Source organism: Mycetocola sp. Y444, assembly GCF_059445295.1.
In genome coordinates this window covers 244,975-265,230 of the sequence record NZ_JCAIUB010000003.1, presented here as the reverse complement: position 1 = coordinate 265,230, position 20,256 = coordinate 244,975, and the positions used below count along the sequence as shown (strand labels likewise).

Genomic DNA, 20,256 nt, shown 5'->3' with positions numbered 1-20,256 from the left:
GTTCCATGTACTCCAGCGCAGAGCAACAATCCATCCGGGAAGACATTTTTCGGTGGCTCGATGGAAAGCTGGAGTTTGGGACGTCCGAGGTTAGCCGAGAAGAACTCGAGTCGTACCATTACAAAGGCGTCCGCATTCCTCTTCTGGACACAGCTCGGGGGATCAGGAATCCGAAAGATTTCGACGCCACGCTCACGATAATGACGGGCGTCAAGGGCACCTATAAGGACCCAATCAGCCCAGACGGATTTCTCCATTACTCGTACCAGGCGCGAGATGGAGGCGACAATCTCAAACTTGCCCGGGCCCTCGAACTCGATGTCCCTCTCGTCTACTTTCACGGCATCCGCCCAAAGGTTTTCGTCCCGTACTATCCCGTTTACGCCGTAGCCAAGAACGATATAGAGAAGACGTTCCTTGTAGCGCTTGATGAGTCAATGCGCTTCTTTGGTGACCCCCTCCATATGACTGGCGACGAGCGCAGGTATGCACAGCGCACCGTCAAGCAGAGATTGCACCAGCCGGTCTTTCGCGCGCGGGTCATGCACGCGTATGCCCGTACTTGTGCGGTCTGTCATCTGAAGCACGCCGAGCTATTGGATGCTGCACACATCATCGAAGACGGTGCAGACGGGGGCGTTGCCGCAATCACCAATGGGATTGCGCTCTGCAAGATTCATCACGCCGCTTACGACCGGAATTTCATGGGCATAACGGCTGACTACGAAGTTCGAATTAACGGGGATCTTCTGAACGAGGTCGATGGCCCGATGCTTCGACACGGGCTCCAGGAAATGCACGGGAAGCAACTCGTGCTACCCAAGCGCCGAATGGACCACCCGTCGCGGGATGGACTCGCCGCCCGCTGGGAAGAGTTTGTGGCCTAGCGAGAACGAGTGGAGGAAACGCCTACCGCCGCCCCATCCACCACTCCGGCGCCGCCGCCAGGGTCGCCGCCGCCGCAGCATTCAGGTCGCTGAGGTCGCCCTCGTTCAGCCAGGCCCGCACCGCACCGAAGGTGCCCGACGCGGCAAAGGCCACAAACATCCGCTTCTCTGCGTCTGTGGCCGGTCGCCCAGCGACGAGCGGCGCAATCTCCGGATGCCGCTCCAGGTGCGCCGTCAACGCCCGCGCACTCGACCGGATCAGCATGTCCCGAACCGGGCTGCTCACCTGCGACGACAGGGCATTGCGGTAGATATCCGCGTGCGAGGCGACATGCTCAAACATCGAGACCTCGGGGCCAGCGAAGACACTCTCACCGGTATCGGACACCGCCGGAAGCTGCGAGGTGTGCTGCACCAGCTCCTCAACCTCTGCCTCAAGTGCCTGCACCAGCAGGGCAACAGCACTACCCGCGTGCCGGTACACGGTGTCGCGCTTCACCCCGGCTGCCCGGGCAATGTCAGACATCGTGATGTCATCGAGCGGTGTCGACGCCGCGAGCTCATGAATGACCTCATGCAACCGGGCACGGGTACGACGCTGGCGTGGGTCAACAGCGTCATCGGTCACCCAGCGATTCTATGTCCCACGATCTATGGGGCATCTGCCCTATTGTGAGGGTGACGGCCAAAGACGGCCGCCAGTACAGAAGAGAAAGATCAATATGCGAGCTTTGCAAATCGTGTCAGCCGGCGTACTCGAAGTACGGGACGTTCCAGTTCCCGAAATCGAAGCCGACGAAGTCCTCGTCAAGGTCGCCGGAGCCGGCCTCTGCCACTCCGACGTCCACGTCCTCCACTCACCCGAGTGGCCCCTTCCCCCCATGACCCTCGGCCACGAGACCGCCGGCCATGTCGCCAAGCTCGGCGCCAACGTCACCGGCCTCACCGACGGCGACGCCGTACTGATCTGCCTCGTCTGGGCCTGTGGCGTCTGCCGCCCCTGTATCGAAGGTCGCGACAACGTCTGCGTCAACGCCGCAGGCCGCCTCGGCACCCCACCCTGCCCAGGCCTCGGCCCAGACGGCGGAATGGCCGAATACATCAAGGTCAAGGCCCGTTACCTCGAACCACTCGGTGACCTCGACCCGACCGTCGCTGGCCCCCTCGCCGACGCCGGGGTCACCCCAATGCACGCCATCAACGGCGCACGCCACCGCCTCACCCCAGGCTCAACAGTCGCCGTCATCGGCGTCGGCGGGCTCGGCCACATGGGCCTGCAGATCCTCAAGGCCACCACCGGTGCCCGCATCATCGCGATCGACTCCAGCGAGCAGAAGCTCGAAATTGCCCGCGAACACGGTGCAGACGAGACCTTCCTGAGCGACGGCGACACCGCAGCCAAGGTGCTCGCACTCACCGGCGGATACGGAGCAGACGCCGTCTTCGACTTTGTCGGGGTTCAGCCGACGGTCGACCTGGCCACGAAGATCATCGCCCCCGACGGCGCACTCCGCCTCGTCGGACTCGGCGGCGGCTCCTTCACCTACGCCGCAGACGGCTTCACGAGCACCCTCCCGTGGGGCGTCGACGTGCGCCGCTCCTACGGCGGCACCCGCTCCGACCAGCGCCAGGTGATTGAACTCGCCAAGCTCGGCAAGATCTCCGTCGAAACCAAGCAGTACTCGCTCGAAGACGGCATCCAGGCCTTCACCGACCTCGAGGCCGGCATTGTTCCCGGCCGGGCCATCCTGGTTCCGTAACCCGGCGGTCAGCGACAGGCCTGTGGGGCAGGCCTACCGACGACACTGACGAAAACGGATGCTGCGGGGCGCTCTCACAGGAACGCCCCCGCGGTCATTCAACGTCATAGTGCCGGTCAGAGTTTGCCTCTGACCGGTACTTTTGCATCCGGTCAGTGCTCCTGCTGTTGACTCGACCTGCCGCCATTGCCAAGCTGGACACTCGTCAACGAGAGGACAACCGTGGGTCCGCAGTTCGATTTCTTCCCGATCATCTTCGGCATTGTGGCCGCCATCATCGTGATTGCCGCGATCCTCATCGTCGTGATGAGCGTCAAGAATGCACGCAAGGTGAAGGATGCCGGTCACGACCCGTTGACGCTGCACGCTGACCTCGTCAACCGCGCCTTGGACAGCGAGGCCATGCGCCCGGCCGAGTCCACCGAACAACGGCTGGCGAAGCTCGATGAGCTGCACGCCCGGAACGTCATCAGCGCTGATGAGCACGCGTCCGCACGCGCGGAGATCATCCGCGGAAACTAGATGTACTGGGCCTGAGGTCAGGCGAGCATGCGGGTGACCGCTTCGACCGCAGCCGCTCGCCTCGTGTCGCTGCTGGCCCTCGCGTCGGCTGCCAGGAGGCCGATCGGCGCGAGCTGCCAGGCCTGGGCCACGGCGTAGATGATGACGAGGAGATCGACGGCGCTGAAGGCTGGTGACGCGTGCTGCTGCACCGATTCCACTTTGGCCAGATAAGTCTCGAGCGGCTCGGAGGCAGCCTCCGGTCGTTCGAGTTGAGCCCAAAGGGAGATGCGCAGCACCTCGGGCCGACGCTGATGGAAGTCGAACAGCTCGCCGACCCAGGTCGGCAGATCGGAGGGCTGAGGGGGTACCTCTTCCGCCATTCGCACGATTGCGTCGGTCAGCGCCGCATCGAACAGGCCGCTCTTGTTGCCGAAGTAGGCATAGATCATGCGCACATTGCTCTCGGCATCCTTCGCTATACGGTCAACCCTGCCACCCGAGTAACCGTGCGCCGCAAACTCCGTCACCGCTGCCGAGAGAATCCGTGCTCTGGTCGCCTCCGCGTCTCGCTGCGCCATGCTCACTCCGCTCTCTCAGTGTCGTCCTTGACAGGATCTTCATCCCGCGTCTAGTTTATAAGTAAATGAATACTTACTTTGGAGCATGATGGACGCGAGAATCGAACGGGCCCTGGCTATCACCCCTGCGTCACGCGCTCGGGAGCGCACGATCGACATCACCACCACCGGCAGGCGCACCGGCAGGGCTCGGCGCATCGAGGTGTGGTTCTACCGGGTCGACGGGCGCATCTATCTCTCGACCACCCCGGCGAAGCGCAGCTGGTACGTGAATATCGTGACGAACCCGGAGTTCACTTTCCATCTCAAGCACGGAGTGCGGGCCGATCTGCGGGCAGTGGGCACACCGGTGCTCGACCGCGCTCAGCGGGAGGCCGTGTTTTCGTCGATCATTGCCGACCTCAATCAGCCATGGAACCCGGCCGGCATCCCGCAGCCGGTCGCGCCCCTCGACGAATGGATGGAGGGAAGTCCGCTCATCAGCGTGGAGTTCCCTGAAGGAGATGCCGAATGACCGAGAACACCCCTCGAATTGCCCTCGTCACCGGGGCTAATCGGGGTCTGGGCCGAGCGACCGCCCTCGCCCTCGCCCAACGGGACTTCGCCGTTGTGCTCACCTATCGCGGTGACGCCGCCGAGGCATCCCGCGTCGTGGAGGAGATCCGCGCCGCAGGCGGAGATGCCATCGCCACGCGACTCGACCTGGCGGATGTCGCCTCGTTCGTCGACTTCACGGACTCGTTGCGTCGCGACATAGAGGAGCGGTGGGGGCGCTCCGCCATCGACGTGCTGGTGAACAATGCCGGGATCGGGCTGTTCGGCCTGCTCGAAGACGCCACGGTCGACCAGTTCGACGCCGTCATCGGAACGAACCTGCGTGGCACGTTCTTCCTCATTCAGGCACTGGCACCCCACATCGCCGACGGCGGTCGCATCATCAACGTATCCACCTCGCTCACCCGCCACGTCAGCCCGGGAACCTCGCTCTACGCCGCCTCGAAGACGGCGGTGGAGGCAATTACCCGCAGCCTCGCTGTGGAACTCGGGCCCCGCGGCATCCGCGTCAACAGCATCGCCCCCGGGCCAACCGCCACCGACTTCAATGGCGGCGCCATGCGCGACGACCACGACCTGCGTAGCCACCTGGCCGACAACACCGCGCTCGGCCGCGTCGGGCAGCCCGACGAGATCGCGGATGCCATCACAGCCCTCGCGTCGAGCGAAATGCGCTGGATGACGGCCGAACGCATCGAGGTTTCCGGCGGCAGCCTTCTCTAGAACGGTGCGGGCAGACAGCCAGAACACCGGGGTCCGTGCGAGCAGAGCCAGGCGCCGAGCATCCGGCGCTCACAGGACCAAAGATAATTGACATCGCCCGGCAGCTTCCTACGCTGAGGGCGTGACCCCTCAACCTCCGGTGCAGCACTCCTCCTCCCGGGCACCCGCTCAGGAGGCCTGATGCGCGTCGAGCTGCGGGACGTGTCCAAGGGTCGCAAGGGAAGGGCGCTGCCGGAAACCTCACTATCCTTCGAAACCGGAGAGGCTGTGCTCGCCGCCGCCGAAACCGAGCAGCGGCCGACGGTGCTCGGCCTTCTGGCGTCGGGACGAATGCGACCGGATGCCGGAACAATCACGATCGACGGTGAAGATAACCGCGCGCTCATGCGGCGACGCATCGCGCTCGTCGACGCACCCGACGTCTCCGACCCCGACTCCAACGTGTTGTTCGCCGGCGTCGTCGCAGAGCAACTCATGTTCGCGGGGCACCACTCGAACCCCATCGCGGCAAGGCGCTGGCTCGCCAGTTTCGGCATGAAGGATCTCGCCACCACACCGATCTCGGACGTGCCACCCGAAGCCCGCCTCCGCGCCCTGTGCGAACTGGCGGTTCTCCGCTCCGGAGTCACCGGCATTGTGCTGGTCTCACCGGATCGCCACGGCGGCCACCCGCTGGTGTGGTGGCGCCTCGCCCAGGATTTCGCCTCGCGTGACTTCGCCGTCCTCGTGATCGCTGGTCGGGCATCCGAGTGGACGATCCGCCACGAGCACGACATCAGAGAGATCGGGAAATCGGAGAGGGATCTCGGCGCCCTGGGAATGCTCGAGGAACGCGCTGGCGCCTGGGCGCAGAGCGGCGGTGCGCCATTGCCGGAGGTGGAAGGGCACGACCGGCGATCACGAAAAGCGATTGAGGGGCAGTCATGAAGATCCCGCAGATGATTCTCGCCGAACTGCGGCGACTGGTCTCGACCCCGATGCAAGCGCTCGCACTGATGGCCCTGCTGATCGTGCCCATCCTCTACGGCGGCCTGTACCTGTGGGCCAACCAGGACCCGTACGGCCGACTCTCGGAGATCCCGGTCGCGCTCGTGGTCGAAGACACCGGTGCCGAGATCAATGGCACCGAACGCAACCTCGGCACGGAGGTCGCCGACGCGCTCGTGAAGGAGAAGACCTTCGACCTCTCGCAGGTCGAAGCGGATGCCGCCACGTCCGGCCTCGAGAACGGCGACTATGACTTCGTCATCGAAATCCCGGCTGGGTTCTCCGAAGCTGTCGCCTCCATTAACTCGAGCGACCCGAAGAAGGCGGAGCTGATCCTGCGGACCGACGATGCCAACAACTACCTCGCCACCACCATCGGCAACCAGGCGATCGAGAAGATCCAGACCGAGGTGACGGCGAAAGTCGTCGCCGAAGCCGGACTGACGCTGCTCAACGCGCTGAGCACCATCCGCAGTCAGCTGACCGAGGCAGCATCCGGCTCCGGAGAGCTCGTCTCGGGACTCGCCACCGCGCAAACCGGGGCGGGAGAACTCGTCTCCGGATCGAGTGAACTCACGACAGGTCTCGAGACGCTCCGCAGCGGGTCGGCCAGCCTCGCGACCGGTGCGCGAGAGGTCGCCAATGGCACCCAGGAAATCGATGACGTCGCTCGACTTGTCGGCACCGCGGCGAATGACGTGATCGCTGCACTGCCAACGGTCCGCTCCGATATCGCCCAGGTCCTCGCCGCTGAGGGTCTCGACCAGGCGACGATCGACGCCGTGCTCGCGCGCCTCCAGCCGATCGGAACCGGTCTCACCACCATCGACCGGCGGGTGCAGAACACCGTGTCCGAGATCAACCAGCTGAACGCGGGCGCGCAGGAAGTGGCATCTGGCAGTGCCGAACTCGCCTCGGGCGCCGCTACGGCGGCCGCCGGGGCGGTCCGGTTGCGCGACGGCACAGCCACGCTCAACAGCGGCCTCGGTGAGCTGCTCACGGGCGCCAACGAACTGAAGACCGGCCTCGACAACGGCGTGGCGCAACTGCCAGACGATAACGAGAACACCCGTCAGGCTCAGGCCACCACCCTCGGCACTCCGGTGTGGATCGACACCAAGGCGATCGCTCCCGCGCAGAACTACGGCGCCGGACTTGCCCCCTTCTTCGCCGCACTCGCCGCGTGGATCGGCATCTACGCGCTGTTCCTCATTGTCAAGCCGATCTCACGTCGCGCCGTCACCGCACTCCATTCACCGTTCCGGGTGACCCTCGCCGGCTGGGCGACCCCGGCCATGCTCGGCGCCGTGCAGATGCTCGGCCTGTTCGGTGTGCTGTCCCTCGCGCTTCGCTTCCAGTTCGCGAACCCGCTCGCCACCTTCGGAATCCTGGTGGCGGCATCCCTCACCTACACCGCCATCATCCTCGCGCTCAATGTGTGGCTGAGCGCGGTGGGGCAATTCATCGGCCTCGTCATGATGGTGCTGCAGCTGGTGACGGCGGGCGGCACCTTTCCGTGGCAGACTCTGCCGGGGCCGCTCGCGGTGATTCACCATATATTCCCGATGAGCTATGTCGTGGATGCGCTCCGACAACTCATGTACGGCGGTGACGTCGGTCGTGTCGGCGCGGACCTGTCCATGCTCGCGCTGTGGTTCTCGATCGGGATCGTGGCCACGCTGATCGGGGTCACGCGGCAGACGCACCACCGCACGCTGACCGACCTGCAGCCGAGCATCCTGCAGTGAGCGCGGGCACGCTCACGAGCGGGCGAGCACCCGGGCCGGATAAGGAAAACGGGCCGAGGTAAGGACCGAAAGCCGGTTTCTCTCCTTGTGCGGCCGCTATTTCCTTCGCTGAACGCGCCCGCCGGGCCCACTGATGGCCTGCGGAGGGTACGCACGCATGCCGTGTCAACCGTTGGACGCACGCCGCACTCCTCGGTTACCGTCGCCCCCATGACGAATTCAGTACCGCAGATTGAACTCAACTCTGGCCGAAGCATTCCCCAGCTCGGATTCGGCGTCTTCCTCGTCGACCCCGATGACACGCAGCGTGTCGTCGAAGACGCACTCGAAGTGGGATACCGACACATCGACACAGCCACCGGCTACAACAACGAGACGCAGGTGGGCGCCGCGATCAAGGCGTCGGGCATCCCGCGCGAAGAACTCTTCGTGACGACGAAGTTGCTGAACGACGACCACAAGGCCGGCGACGTCGCCGGCGCGTTCTCACGCAGCCTCGACATGCTGGGCCTCGACTACCTCGACCTGTACCTCATCCACTGGCCCATGCCGAAGAACGAACGCTTCGTTGAGACCTGGCGCCAGTTCGAAACCTTCAAGTCCGACGGGCGCGCCCGCTCCATCGGCGTCAGCAACTTCCTGATCCCGCACCTCGAAACGCTGCTCGCGGCAACCGACGTCGTGCCCGATGTTAACCAGGTCGAGCTGCACCCGCTCTTCCAGCAGCGGGAGCTCCGCGAGTTCCAGGCCGGCCACGGCATCCGCACCGAGGCGTGGGGTCCACTCGGCCAGGGTAAGTATGAGCTCTTCACACTGCCCGCCATCGCCGAGGTCGCGTCGGCCCACGACGTCACACCGGCCCAGGTCGTGCTGCGCTGGCACATCCAGACCGGCAACATCGTCATCCCCAAGTCAACCCGCCGTGAGCGCATGGCCGAGAACTTCGACATTTTCGGCTTCGAGCTCAGCGCCGACGAGATGGCGGCGATCGATGCCCTCGACGAGAACCGGCGCGTCGGCGGCCACCCCGAGGACATCAACTAAGCAGGTTCCCGTACACGGATGCCGTCGCAAACGCACGCTAACCGCGTGCGTTTGCGGCGGCATCCGTTCGTGGTGGAACCAGTGTCACTCGCCGCGGTATGCGGCCTGCAACTCGGCGATGTCGAGCTTCGACATGCCGAGCATGGACTGCATCACCCGTCGGGCTTTCTCCAGGTCGGGATCCTCGAGCATTTCGTTGAGCACAGGCGGCACGATCTGCCAGGAGAGGCCGTACTTGTCTTTGAGCCAGCCACACTGGCTGGGCGCACCGCCGTCGGCGATGAGCGTATCCCAGAGCCGGTCGATCTCAGCCTGGTCGTCGGCATTCACGTAGAACGAAACCGCCTCACTGAAGCTGAACGCCGGCCCGCCGTTGAGCGCCTGGAAGTCGACACCGTCGAGCCGGAACAGGACGACCAGCGCCGTGCCCGCCGGCATCGGCGCGCCCTCGCCGTAGCGCGACACGTGCACGATCTCGGAGTTGGGAAACACCGACACGTAAAACCGAGCGGCTTCCTCGGCCTGGTCGTTGAACCACAGGCACGGTGTGATGCGTTGCATGGGGTACTCCTTTGTACGAGTGCCGCGTTGACTGGACGGATGCCGCGTTGGCTGTACGGGTGCCGCGTTGACGCCCTGCGGGATGCGGCGCCCATGCTACTCAGACCTGTCCTCGCCGTACACCCGCTTTGGGCGCGAAGCCGCCGACGGCATCCGTCACCGAACGCGTCGCCGGTTTGTCAGGTGATCGCACGATTGTCAGGACGGTTTCGCGAGAATTGACCTGTCAAACCGGCGATCTCCTGATAAACGGATGCCGTTGAGCCGCGTTCGCGACCACCCCGGGGCGTCGCCCGCAGCGAGACAAGGAAAACGGGCCGGCACAAGGACGCAATCGCGACTCGAGTCCTTGTGCGGGCGCTGTTTCCTTGCCTCAGCGTCACGCACCCGCCCGAGCCACCCCGACCGCCGTCTAAACCGCGACGACGACCTTGCCGAGCGGCCGACCCGCGTGCAGGTACTCGATCGCGTCGCCGGCCCGCTCGAGCGGGAACACCCGGTCGACGGCGGGCACAACCGTGCCCGCCCCGAGCAAGTCGCGCAGTGCCTCGAGGGTGGGCAGGTCCTCACTCGACATGAGTCCCTTGAACTTCTGGCCCGAGAAGAGCGACCGAAGCGGCGCAAACATCGAGCGACCGAACCCACCGAGCAGCGGCCCACCACCCTCGCCGCCGACGATCACGAGGGTGCCTCGTTTCGTCAGCACCCGACGCAGGCGGCCCAGCGGCGTGCGCCCCGCCGTGTCGATGATGAGGTCGAATCGTTCATCGCCCGCAGCCACATCCTCGACGGTTCGGTCGATCACGCGGTCTGCCCCGAGCGACGCCACGAAGTCGACCTTGCCCGCGCTGCACACCCCGGTCACCGTCGCACCCGTCGCCACGGCGATCTGCACCGCGAAGGAGCCAACCCCGCCACCGGCGCCGAGCACGAGCACCTTCTGCCCGGGCATCAGCCCGCCGGCATCGCGCACCGCGTGCAGCGCCGTGCACCCCGACACGGGTGCCGCTGCGGCCTGCTCGAAGCTCACGTTCGCGGGCTTGAGCACGAGACGCTCCTCGGCGGCGCGGGTGAGCTCGGCGAAGCTGCCATCGAGCGTCGTGCCGAATACCTCGTCGCCCACCCTGAACCGGGTGACCGCAGAGCCGACCTCTGACACCACGCCGGCGACATCCCGACCGGGAATCGGCTGCTTCGGCCCCCGAAAACCAAACCCGAACAGTCTCAGCAGATAGGGCTTCCCGGCCGTGGTGTGCCAGACCCCGGCGTCAACGCCAGCGGCCCGAACCGCCACGAGCACGTCCGTATCGCGCACCGTGGGTGGATCGACGTGATCGACCCGTAGTACATCCGGTGTTCCATATCGGTGTTGAACGACAGCCTTCATGATCACTCCTCAGTGACGGAGGGCGCCGAATAGGAGAACACATCGTCGAGCGGCACCCCGAAGACACCGGCGATTTCGAATGCCATCTCGAGCGACGGCGAATACCGCCCCTGCTCGATGGCGATGATGGTCTGGCGCGTAACACCGATGCGATCGGCCAGTTCGGCCTGGGTCATCTCGCCGTTCAGAAACCTCAGCCGGCGGATGTCATTGGTGACGCGCGTGGCTGCCTTCGTCCTCACCATGTCGGCAGACCCCGGCGGTAGGCAATGACGCGGGCAATGGAGCCAAGGAAGGCCGACAGCACGAACGCCAGGTAGATCGCGTTGGCGATCCAGAAGTATGGCGCCTCAAGCATCGCCAGAATCAGCGCTGTAACGGCACCGATGATGACGAACGACTGGCCAACCGAGTCACCGAAGTGGGTGATGTCGCGATCCCGCTGGTCTTTTCTCCCAGCGTCCTTCGGCGAGAAGATGCCGAACAGAATGTTGAGCAGGATTCCAGCGACGATCCCGCCGCCGATGGTCCAGAGCATCGTCGTCACCCATGCGGTATCCATCAGTGAAACGGATGCCGCCTGCACGGCCAGGATCACCAGGTACGTCGCGTAGCCCGCGAGCGACACGACCAGCATGACCCACGCGCTCTTCTCTTCGGAGGACATCCGGGCTCCTTCGCCATGTCAAGAAAACCTTACATTGATCAATGTAAAGAAAACCTGACGTGGTGTCAAGGAAAAGTTACTTGGGAGTGGCGCTGGAGGTCACGCGCTCGGCGCGCACACGCGCGGCCGGCAGCCCGACCACCAGGACCGCAACGACGATCACCGCAACGAGCACCCCCGCCGACACGGCGAGGCCGGGGTACCCGACCAACGCGAGAGCAGGTCCCGCTGAGGCAGCGCCCGCTGCACCCGCCAGGTTCATGACGAGGTCGCTCCGGCCCTGAATGACGGGCCGGGCCGCGCCGGTCACGAGGTCACCGAGCAGAGCGGATGCCGCGACCGTCGACGCGCTCCAGCCCAGGCCGAGGAAGATGAGGCCGACGGTGACCAGGGTCGTGGAGTCGTCACCGAACGCAACGGTTGCGAGCGCAATCACGAACAGTGCCTGCCCGGTCAAGATGATCGGGAACCGGCCGACCCGGTCGCTGAGCCAGCCAAACACCGGCGACAGGGCGAACATGCCGCCGATGTGCAGGCTCAGCGTGAGGCCGACGCCGGCCAGCGAGGTTCCGTGGTGCACGAGGTGAACCGGCGTCATCGACATCACCGAGACCATGATCGCGTGGCTGAGGCCGAGGATGCCGATCGTCATGAACACGAGAGAGCGGTTGCGTGCGATGCCGCCCGGGGTTGTTTCCGCTTCTGCGGAGTCCTGTGTGGGCTGGGCCGCCGCGAGTTCCTGGCTGACGAGATACGGGTCTGGCCGCAGCGCGAAAGCGTAGACACACACGGCGGCGAACTGGGCGACGACCGCGATGACGAAGGATCCGGTGAGTGGTGGCATCCCGAACCACTCGGCAATCGCCTCGCCGGGGCCGAACAGGTTCGGTCCGATGACGGAGCCGATCGTGGCCGACCACACCACGATCGAGAGGTCGCGACCACGGTGACGCGGATCGGCGACGTCGGTAGCCGCGAACCGCGACTGCAACCCGACAGCAGCGCCGGCGCCGAGCATGGCGAAGCCGAGCAGCATGAGCGGGAAGAAGTCCATCGCGGCGGAGAGCACGGTGACCACCGCACCGAACAGGGCGGTGAGGGTGCCGATCGAGAGCGAAATTCGCCTGCCATAGCGACGGGTGAGCCGGCCGAGGGGGATCGCCGCGGCAGCAGCACCGAGCGTGCTCAACGTCGCGGCGGTGCCGGCCCAGGCCTCTGACCCGCCAACCTCCGTCGCGAGCACCGACCCGATGGAGAGGGTCGCACCGATGCCGAGACCACCGAGGATCTGGCCGGCGACGAGCACCCACACCGTACGTTTTTGCAGGGCGATGAGGTCGACGGTGGCTGTGGTCACGGCATCCATTCTCCCCACTTCATGACCCGAATGCACCGTGTCAAACCGCCGCGAATGGGAACAATTCGGACAGCTGCCGCGTAAGACTCAGGGACGGGCAACAACCGCCCGTGCACGACAGGAAGCAGGACGCATGCCTCGATTTCTCCAGTACACCGAGTTCGGCGGGCCAGAGGTCCTGAAACTCATCACGGTCGACAAGCCGATCGCGGGGCCGGGCGAGATCGTCGTTCGGGTGAAGGCCGTCGGTCTCAACCCCGTCGACTTCAAGATTTTCCGTGGTCCGGCTGCCGAGACCTACGGGGCAACGCTGCCCTCCGGCGTCGCCAACGACTACTCGGGCGTCGTCGAGCAGATCGGCGAGGGCGTCACCCGCTTCGCCGTCGGCGACGAGGTGTTCGGCGGTGCCCGCAACTACGCGATGGCCGACTTCCTGGTCACCACCGAAGACGCCACCATTGTGCACAAGCCAGCTGACCTGAGCTTCGAGCAGGCCGCCGGGCTCACCGTTGTCGGGCGCACCGCGTGGGCCACCGTCGAGGCGTTCGGACTGACGGATGCCGACACCGTGCTCATCAGCGCCGCCGCGGGTGGTGTCGGTGTGCTTGCCGTTCAGCTCGCGAAGCGCAAGGGCGCGACGGTCGTCGGTACAGCGAGCGAGTCGAACCACGAGTTCGTGCGTTCGCTGGGCGCGATTCCCGTTGCCTACGGCGACGGGCTCGTCGAGCGACTGCGTGAGGCAGCACCGCAGGGCTACACGGCGGCGCTCGACAACCACGGATCTGACACCATCGACGCGGCACTCGAGCTCGGCATCCCGATTGAGCGCATCAACACGATCGCCGTCTACGGCCCGGCCGACCGCGGCGCGTCCCACATCGGCGGCGCCCAGGCCAGCACCGAGGACCTCGCCCGCGTGGCCGAGCTCGTCGCGAAGGGCGAACTCGAGTTCCCGGTGAGCGGCATCTACCCGCTCGAGCGTGCGGCTGAATCCTACGAGGAGCTCGAGCGCGGCCACGTGCGCGGCAAGCTCATCGTCGTCACCGACTAGGGGGCGCCGAGTGGCGGTCGCGCGCCCGCACGTTTAACAGGAGATCGCACGCTTATCAGGACCAAAGTCGCGAAAGCATCCTGATAACCATGCGATCTCCTGCGCTGCGGACGGGGCCGACGGCATCCGCTGCCTTCCCACACGACCTGGCCCGCGGCATCCGCTCGGCACAGCACCATCAACGGACGGATGCCGTCGGCCCGGGATAAGGAAGCGGCCCGGGATAAGGAAACAGTGCCCAGACAAGGACCAAACCGGCGGTTCTGTCCTTATCTGGCGCCGTTGTCCTTATCTCGGCACCCAGAGCGGGACACCGAGAGCGGGACACCGAGAGTGGAGCCCCGAGAGCGGGCCGCCCCCGACTACAGCACGTGGGCGAGTGAGGCGCGAAGCTCCTCCGCCGACCGGTGCAGGAGGTCCACCTCGACCTCGTCGATCGGCACATCGAGCGTGCGAATCACTCCCTGCGAACCCACGATCGACGGCACGCTGAGCGCGACGCCGCTGATGCCGCGGTAGTCGGTAAGGAGGCTCGACACCGGGAGGATTGCCCGCTCGTTCTGCAGCACGGCCTCAACGATGCGCGCGCCCGAGAGGCCGATGGCGTAGTTGGTCGCACCCTTGCCCTCGATGATCTTGTAGGCGGCGTGCACCACATCCGAGGTGAGCGACTCGAGCCGCTCGCGCGGGAACAGCCGCGTGCCGCTCTCGTCAGTCCAATCGCGCAGCGGGGTCTGTCCGATCGTGGCGTCCGACCAGATCGGAAACTCGCTGTCACCGTGCTCGCCCATGATGAGGGCGTGGACGCTCTGCGGCGCCACATCGGCGGCCTCGGCCAGGAGCCAGCGCAGCCGCGCGGAGTCGAGCACGGTACCGGAGGAGAAGATGCGGCCGGCCGGAAGGTCGACCGCGCGCTCGGCGACAACGGTGAGCACATCACACGGGTTCGTCACGAGCACGAACACGGCGTTCGGCGCGAGCTCGACGAGCCGGGGCATGAGGTCCTCGAGAATTCGAGCGTTGGTTGCCGCGAGATCGAGCCGCGTCTGGCCTGGCTTCTGCTTGGCACCGGCGGTGATCACTACGACGTCGGAATCGGCGACGAGTTCGATGTCCGCGCCACCGGTGATGCGGCTCGACCCGATGAACTGCCTGCCGTGTGCGAGGTCGAGCACCTCAGCGTCTACCCTCGACGCGTTGAGGTCGTAGAGCACGACCTCCCTCGCCGAGCCGCGAATGAGTGCGGCAAAGGCGAGAGACGATCCCACACTCCCCGCACCGATGATCGAGAGTTTGGTGTTTCGCACTGGGCTCATAGCCCCATTATGGCGAGATAGCCGCCGATAGATAGAGAACAGCGGGCGGATGCCGTCGGCCGGTTGACAGCATCCGCACGGTGTCCAGGCCCAACGTCGCGAAAGCCGTCGTCCGATGGAAACAAGCACAGCGACCGACCGCTAGCGTGTAACCGTGAGCCTGACGTCCCCTCAATCTTCCCTCGATTTTGACCCGACCCCGCTGATCGAACCGGTCGACCCGCAACGAGTTCTGGAGTACCACAAAGCGAAGGAAGCGAGCCGCAAACCCACCACTGTCGGCGGGTTCGTGTGGATCGTGATCGTGTGGGCCGTTGTCGCCTTCGCTGCTGTGTGCTGCCTCATTACGGTCGTGCCTCTGTTCATCGACCTTGCCCTCCTCCCCGCAGGGCCGATCCTCGTCCCACTCGTGCTCGCGGCCATCGTGGCGGCCATTGTGCTCATGGTTCGGCGAGCCGTTGCGGCGGGGCGCCGCGAACAGGAGACTCGTTACCGGCTTGACCGATTCGCGGCCGCGAACGGCATGACGTACCAGCCCCGTGTCACCGACCCCAGGCATCCCGGAATGATCTTCTGGGTCGGCAGCGGGCGCGTCTCCACCGACGTCCTTCGCACCGTTGGGTCACCCCACGTCGAATACGGCCACCACACGTACGCGGTGCGCCGCGGCAAAAGGTCGACGACATACCGCTGGGGCTACATCGCGATCGAACTCGGCACTGCGCTTCCACACATCGTGCTCGACGCCGTCGCGAACAACTCCATTCTCGGCACGAACCTGCCGACCTCGTTTGGGGTCCAACAGCGACTTTCGCTCGAGGGAGATTTCGATCGTTACTTCGAGCTGTACTGCCCCGAGGGGTACGAGCGCGACGCGCTCTACCTCTTCTCACCAGACATCATGGCGCGGTTCGTCGACAACGCCGCCCTCTTTGACATCGAAATCGTCGACAACACCCTCTTTCTCTACACCGGTCCCGGAATCTCGACGCTGAACCCTGAGATGTGGGCCTGGCTCTTCGGCACGGTATCGGCGCTGCAGACCAAGATCGATCAGTGGACGCACTGGCGCGACGAGCGGTTGCTCGAACCCGCTGCCGTTCCAGCTCCGGCTCTACCTGGCACCGCCACGGCTGCGCCCGTGAGTGCACCACCACCGTCGCGGCCGCCCGGTGTCGCGGTCGACGGCCGTCGGTTGCGTCGGGGTGGAGGCAATCTCTGGATTGGTCTCGGCATCATCGTTGTTGGCTTCGTGGTGCCCTGGCTCCTCGCGGACTGAACCACCTGCATCCGGCAGAGAAAACGGATGCCGCACAGCTGGCTTATCAGCACCACAACGGATGCCGTCGCGGCGGCGCAAGGAAAAAGGCCCCGGATAAGGATAGAAAGTGAATTCCTGTCCTTGTCTGGGGCCTTTCTCCTGGTCTGGGCGCGGGCACGCCCGGGGTACTACTCGGCTTACCGGTACTACTCGGCGGCGACCGCTTCGGCGGGAGCAGCAGCGTGAGCCGGCGCAGGCACCTCGGCCGTCACACCTTTCTTGGGTGCGGCAGCGGCCGACGCTGAGCGACCGCCGACGTAGCCGTTGAGCAGGCTCGCGAGGTCGATGCCGGTCGAGTCCTTGAGCAGCTGGGTGACCTCGGTAACGTTGCCGACGACCTGCTTCGACAGGTGCGAAGCACCGTCCGTCGAGATAACCGTGAGATTGTCGATCGCGCCATACGGAGCGGCGAGCTGCTTCGCGATCTCGGGCAGGATCTCGATGGCGCGCTGCTGCAGAAGCGCCTCGGACTCGTCGCGGAGCGCGGCAACCCGCAGCTCGGTGGCTCGCGCTTCGGCCTCACCCTTGGCGAAGATGGCGGCTGCTTCAGCCTCACCCTCGGCGCGAGTTGCTTCTGCCTCGGCGATACGGCGGTCGCGGTCTGCCTTTGCCTCTGCGACGACCTGGGCTGCGTGAGCTTCGGCGATCTGGCGGATGCGGTATGACTCGGCATCCGCTGTCTTACGCACGTCGGCGTTGAGCTGCTGCTCCCGCAGTGCGGTCTCGCGCTGCGCGGTGATCTCGCGCTGCTGCAGGATGCCCTGCTGCGCGAATGCCTCGGCGAGCGGCTTCGCTGCCTCTGCCTCGGCGAGCGCCTTATCGGTCTCGCTCTTGATCGACGCGTTCTTCAGCGACAGCTCGCGGTTGGCGTCGGCGATGGCCTCTGCTGCCTCGATGCGGGCCTGCTCGGATGCCCGGGCCGACACGGACTCGGCGATCTCTGCGGCCTGGCGAACACGAGCCTGCTCCGGACGACCGAGGTCGGTGATGTAGCCCTTGTCGTCGGCGATTTCCTTGATCTGGAAGGTGTCGACGTCGAGACCCTGGTTGAGGAGCGAGGTGCGCGCGGCCTCGATGACCTGCTCGGCGAGGCCGGCTCGGTCCCGAATGATCTCCTCGACGGTGAGGTTACCGATCGACGAGCGCAGCGAACCCGACAGCACTTCCTGGGTGAACGGTTCGATGTGCTGGTCCTGGCCGAGGAAGCGCTGGGCAGCGGAACGGATGGCCCCGTCGCTGTCGCCGACCTTGACGACCGCGACAGCCTCGATGCGAATGGTCACACCGTTGCGGGTCTGCGCGACCACCTGGATGCCGATGGCACGCGAGCGCAGCGACATCGAGAACTGCTTCTGCAGGAACGGGATGACGAAGACACCGCCACCCTGCACCACCTTCTGGCCGGTGAGGTCGGTGATGGTGCGGCCGTCGGCGCCCACCGATTTGCGGGCACGACGCCCGGTGACGATGATCGCCTCGTCGGGCTGCGCGATCTTGTAGCGGCCCTGGATGAACATGATGATGACGATCAGCAGGATGACACCCACCACGACCGCCACGATGATCGGGCTCAGAACAATTCCTAGCAATTCCATGACTCTCCTCGGCGCCGGCGGTCGGGCGGCGACCCCAGCCTAGCGGGGCGCTATTTCGCGGCGATAGACACCAGTCAGGGGCTCCGCAACGACCCGGGCCGCCCGACGCCAAACGGTCAGGGATTCAGACAGTGATCGTCATGTCGCTGACGAGCTCATCCGCAACAGTAAAGCTCAAATGCACTCGCGCCGTGGCGCCGCCCCTGCCCACCGTTGCGGTTACCGTGGCGTGCTCACGCGTTGTGATCTCGGCGGTGACGTCGACGGCCACCCCGGCTCCGCGAAGATTGGACTCCGCCCAGGCACGAATCGCGTCGCGACCGGTGACGACCCTGCCGCGATCATTGACCGTTGCGTCGGCGGCGAACGTCTCGATAAACGCCTCGGAATCCCCGGCGTTCGCGGCGGCAATCAGTCGCGCGACCGGTTCCGGCAGTGAGCTCGTCATGATCGGTCCTTTCGCTTTCAGCAACCGTAGTGCCACCGCCTCACGGCCCGAAAGAGCCGTTTGGCCCGCCCGTCATACAGTTTGCGGGCGTTGCGCATCCCGGTTATGTTGAAACCGGACCGCGCAACGGGGAATGTGCAGACTGCGTCCTCCGGCAGTGTCGGATCCGGTCTCTTTCGGGGGAAAGAGAAGGCGGAGCGTTCACGCCCGCCGTGCTGGACGAGTGGGCACCTGCAGGGGGTAGGTGCCCCTCTAGCAGCTGTCGGGCATCGCGATCGAGGCGCTTCTCGCTGACTATTCGACGAAGCGGATGCCGTTCTGCAGCCTCGTTCGCACGTCAAACAGTTCGTTTCCGCCGGCGCGATCCATGCCGGGCAGGCCATTGCGCAGCAGTCCGGGCAGGTACGACGAACGCACAGCGAGGGTCACCGCGCCGCGGCTCGAGCCGAGTTCGACGACGGACTCCTCGATCGCGTCATCCGGGAGCACTATCACCAGCGCGGTGAAACGCGCCCGAAGCGACCGGGACAGGACCTTGGCGCGAGCGGCCAGGTCGTGCATGGGACGTTCGCCGGCAACGGCCTCACCGATGAGTTCGCCGCGCTTGACCTTCACCGGGCCGCCGAAGTCCTCCGACAGCAGAGCGAAGAGCCCCGTCGGACCGAGCACTATGTGGTCGATCTTCTCGTCGGGAGCGCCCGTTGCGACGTCGTGCCAGACGGTGAAACCGAGGCCAAGGTCGGCCAGGCTGCGGGCCGTGGCTTCCTCGGCGAGCGCATCGGCGAGGAGATGCCTGAGCTCGCGCGGAGCGGTGCGCACGAGAGCCGGGTCGTACGGGTCCGCCTCGACGCCACGACCGGTCCATTCCCGCATGAGCCGGAGGTAGCGTTCCCTGCGCCAGCCGCCGGGGTGCCCGTACGAACGCGCCCGAGGGCGCGAGTCTGGCTGGGGCTTCGCGGCCGATGCCGACCAGGTGGGATGGGTCTCCCCGTTCGAGGATCCGCTGCCGCGTCCCCGGTCATAGGCCGCACGGCCCTCTGCCGTCCCTATCCGCTCCCAGGCAACCTGCACCGCCGTGAACCGGGCAGCACTGCCACCGGTGTCGGGGTGGGTCTCCCGCATAAGCCTGCGGTACGCGCGCCGAAGTTCATCCTGGTCGGCGGTCGGACTCACACCGAGCACCTCGTATGGCGTCGCCGAGATCGGGCTGTCTGGCATCCGCTCGCTTTCAATCGGGAAATCTGCTGACTCACGATACCGAGAAAATCTGTGAGCGAGGCGACCGTGTTCACGCCCTGAGCGAAAAGGGCGGGAGCGCCCGGCGGTCCGGTGTGCTTCGGGAGGAAAACCGGCCCCGAAAGGCCCATACCTCGACGGGCCCAGCCTTCGTCCTCCCCAAAACCCACCGCCCTCGGCGAAGCGGCCCCAGCCCGGTCGCCGCGCGCGCTAGGCGCCATTACCGCCGGGTCACCGCGCCTGGTGGCAACGCCGCCGGGTCGCTGCGGGTGTTTCGGGAGGAAGAACCGGCCACCCAAGGCCCACACGTCGGCGGACCCAGACTTCTACCGCCCCAAACCAGCCGCCCCAACCGCTCGGCCACGCGAAGGGGCTGGGTCCAACTTCGCCAGTCGGGCGCCAAAACGCGCCTTCCGCGGTGTTTCGGGAGGAAGAACCGGCCACCCGAGGCCCATACGTCGACGGACCCAGACTTCTACCTCCCGAAGCCACGGGCCCGCCTGGCACACTCGGCTTCGGCGGCAGCTTCAG

The 20,256-nt window shown here is 65.7% G+C and carries 21 protein-coding genes; 10 read left to right on the top strand and 11 right to left on the bottom strand.

The window, feature by feature from the left end; genetic code table 11:
• Positions 1-5: 5 nt before the first annotated feature.
• Positions 6-887 carry an HNH endonuclease gene (locus AC1C2M_RS12730; protein WP_495436859.1) on the top strand — a complete coding sequence of 294 codons (882 nt, stop codon included), beginning with the start codon at positions 6-8 and terminating at the stop codon, positions 885-887.
• A gap of 22 nt (positions 888-909) precedes the next feature.
• Here AC1C2M_RS12730 and AC1C2M_RS12725 read toward each other — a convergent pair whose 3' ends face one another.
• On the bottom strand, positions 910-1,515 hold the full coding sequence (locus AC1C2M_RS12725) for a TetR/AcrR family transcriptional regulator (RefSeq protein ID WP_495436857.1): 606 nt from the start codon (positions 1,513-1,515) through the stop codon (positions 910-912).
• A gap of 94 nt (positions 1,516-1,609) precedes the next feature.
• Here AC1C2M_RS12725 and AC1C2M_RS12720 point away from each other — a divergent pair, with 94 nt between their 5' ends.
• Positions 1,610-2,647 (top strand): NAD(P)-dependent alcohol dehydrogenase, encoded by a 1,038-nt coding sequence (locus AC1C2M_RS12720; protein ID WP_495436856.1) that lies wholly within the window; start codon positions 1,610-1,612, stop codon positions 2,645-2,647.
• A 222-nt stretch (positions 2,648-2,869) separates the two neighbouring features.
• Entirely contained in the window at positions 2,870-3,169 is a 300-nt protein-coding gene (locus AC1C2M_RS12715; protein ID WP_495433262.1) for a hypothetical protein, read from the top strand.
• A gap of 17 nt (positions 3,170-3,186) precedes the next feature.
• On the opposite strand, the gene AC1C2M_RS12710 is transcribed toward AC1C2M_RS12715, so the two are convergent.
• Positions 3,187-3,729, bottom strand: coding sequence for a TetR/AcrR family transcriptional regulator (locus AC1C2M_RS12710; protein ID WP_495436854.1), 543 nt, complete (start codon positions 3,727-3,729; stop codon positions 3,187-3,189).
• A gap of 85 nt (positions 3,730-3,814) precedes the next feature.
• On the opposite strand from AC1C2M_RS12710, the gene AC1C2M_RS12705 reads away from it, so the two are divergent.
• The 5 genes from AC1C2M_RS12705 to AC1C2M_RS12685 all read left to right on the top strand — a co-directional run bounded on the left by AC1C2M_RS12705 (position 3,815) and on the right by AC1C2M_RS12685 (position 8,786).
• Positions 3,815-4,243, top strand: coding sequence for a nitroreductase/quinone reductase family protein (locus AC1C2M_RS12705; RefSeq protein ID WP_495436852.1), 429 nt, complete (start codon positions 3,815-3,817; stop codon positions 4,241-4,243).
• Positions 4,240-5,007, top strand: coding sequence for an SDR family NAD(P)-dependent oxidoreductase (locus tag AC1C2M_RS12700; protein ID WP_495436850.1), 768 nt, complete (start codon positions 4,240-4,242; stop codon positions 5,005-5,007). The genes AC1C2M_RS12705 and AC1C2M_RS12700 overlap by 4 nt, the downstream gene beginning before the upstream one ends.
• A 180-nt stretch (positions 5,008-5,187) precedes the next feature.
• Entirely contained in the window at positions 5,188-5,934 is a 747-nt protein-coding gene (locus tag AC1C2M_RS12695) for a P-loop NTPase family protein (RefSeq protein WP_495436848.1), read from the top strand.
• The gene (locus AC1C2M_RS12690) at positions 5,931-7,742 is read left to right on the top strand and encodes a YhgE/Pip family protein (protein ID WP_495436847.1); all 1,812 of its coding nucleotides are present in this window, start codon (positions 5,931-5,933) and stop codon (positions 7,740-7,742) included. The genes AC1C2M_RS12695 and AC1C2M_RS12690 overlap by 4 nt, the downstream gene beginning before the upstream one ends.
• 210 nt (positions 7,743-7,952) lie before the next feature.
• Positions 7,953-8,786, top strand: a complete 834-nt coding sequence (locus AC1C2M_RS12685) for an aldo/keto reductase (RefSeq protein WP_495436845.1) — start codon at positions 7,953-7,955, stop codon at positions 8,784-8,786.
• A gap of 84 nt (positions 8,787-8,870) precedes the next feature.
• Here AC1C2M_RS12685 and AC1C2M_RS12680 read toward each other — a convergent pair whose 3' ends face one another.
• The 5 genes from AC1C2M_RS12680 to AC1C2M_RS12660 all read right to left on the bottom strand — a co-directional run bounded on the left by AC1C2M_RS12680 (position 8,871) and on the right by AC1C2M_RS12660 (position 12,767).
• Positions 8,871-9,347, bottom strand: a complete 477-nt coding sequence (locus AC1C2M_RS12680; protein ID WP_495436843.1) for a VOC family protein — start codon at positions 9,345-9,347, stop codon at positions 8,871-8,873.
• Between the two features lie 412 nt (positions 9,348-9,759).
• A complete protein-coding gene (locus tag AC1C2M_RS12675; protein ID WP_495436841.1) occupies positions 9,760-10,734 on the bottom strand; it encodes an NAD(P)-dependent alcohol dehydrogenase in 975 nt (324 codons plus the stop codon).
• Positions 10,735-10,736: 2 nt separating this feature from the next.
• Entirely contained in the window at positions 10,737-10,979 is a 243-nt protein-coding gene (locus AC1C2M_RS12670; RefSeq protein WP_483406479.1) for a helix-turn-helix transcriptional regulator, read from the bottom strand.
• On the bottom strand, positions 10,973-11,401 hold the full coding sequence (locus AC1C2M_RS12665; protein ID WP_495433254.1) for a hypothetical protein: 429 nt from the start codon (positions 11,399-11,401) through the stop codon (positions 10,973-10,975). The genes AC1C2M_RS12670 and AC1C2M_RS12665 overlap by 7 nt, the downstream gene beginning before the upstream one ends.
• Positions 11,402-11,477: 76 nt before the next feature.
• On the bottom strand, positions 11,478-12,767 hold the full coding sequence (locus AC1C2M_RS12660) for an MFS transporter (protein ID WP_495436839.1): 1,290 nt from the start codon (positions 12,765-12,767) through the stop codon (positions 11,478-11,480).
• Positions 12,768-12,891: 124 nt separating this feature from the next.
• Between AC1C2M_RS12660 and AC1C2M_RS12655 the strand changes: the two genes are divergently transcribed.
• On the top strand, positions 12,892-13,809 hold the full coding sequence (locus tag AC1C2M_RS12655; protein ID WP_495436837.1) for an NADP-dependent oxidoreductase: 918 nt from the start codon (positions 12,892-12,894) through the stop codon (positions 13,807-13,809).
• A gap of 362 nt (positions 13,810-14,171) precedes the next feature.
• Here the strand turns inward: AC1C2M_RS12655 and AC1C2M_RS12650 are convergent, their stop codons facing one another.
• The gene (locus AC1C2M_RS12650; RefSeq protein ID WP_483406483.1) at positions 14,172-15,125 is read right to left on the bottom strand and encodes an L-lactate dehydrogenase; all 954 of its coding nucleotides are present in this window, start codon (positions 15,123-15,125) and stop codon (positions 14,172-14,174) included.
• 154 nt (positions 15,126-15,279) lie between these two features.
• Here AC1C2M_RS12650 and AC1C2M_RS12645 point away from each other — a divergent pair, with 154 nt between their 5' ends.
• Positions 15,280-16,404, top strand: coding sequence for a hypothetical protein (locus AC1C2M_RS12645; RefSeq protein ID WP_495436836.1), 1,125 nt, complete (start codon positions 15,280-15,282; stop codon positions 16,402-16,404).
• 188 nt (positions 16,405-16,592) lie between these two features.
• On the opposite strand, the gene AC1C2M_RS12640 is transcribed toward AC1C2M_RS12645, so the two are convergent.
• The 3 genes from AC1C2M_RS12640 to AC1C2M_RS12630 all read right to left on the bottom strand — a co-directional run bounded on the left by AC1C2M_RS12640 (position 16,593) and on the right by AC1C2M_RS12630 (position 19,707).
• Positions 16,593-18,041: a flotillin family protein gene (locus tag AC1C2M_RS12640; protein ID WP_495436834.1), complete on the bottom strand. Its 1,449-nt coding sequence runs from the start codon at positions 18,039-18,041 to the stop codon at positions 16,593-16,595.
• 124 nt (positions 18,042-18,165) lie between these two features.
• Positions 18,166-18,489: a nuclear transport factor 2 family protein gene (locus AC1C2M_RS12635; RefSeq protein WP_495436832.1), complete on the bottom strand. Its 324-nt coding sequence runs from the start codon at positions 18,487-18,489 to the stop codon at positions 18,166-18,168.
• A 294-nt stretch (positions 18,490-18,783) separates the two neighbouring features.
• Positions 18,784-19,707 (bottom strand): J domain-containing protein, encoded by a 924-nt coding sequence (locus tag AC1C2M_RS12630; RefSeq protein WP_483406487.1) that lies wholly within the window; start codon positions 19,705-19,707, stop codon positions 18,784-18,786.
• Positions 19,708-20,256: the final 549 nt, after the last annotated feature.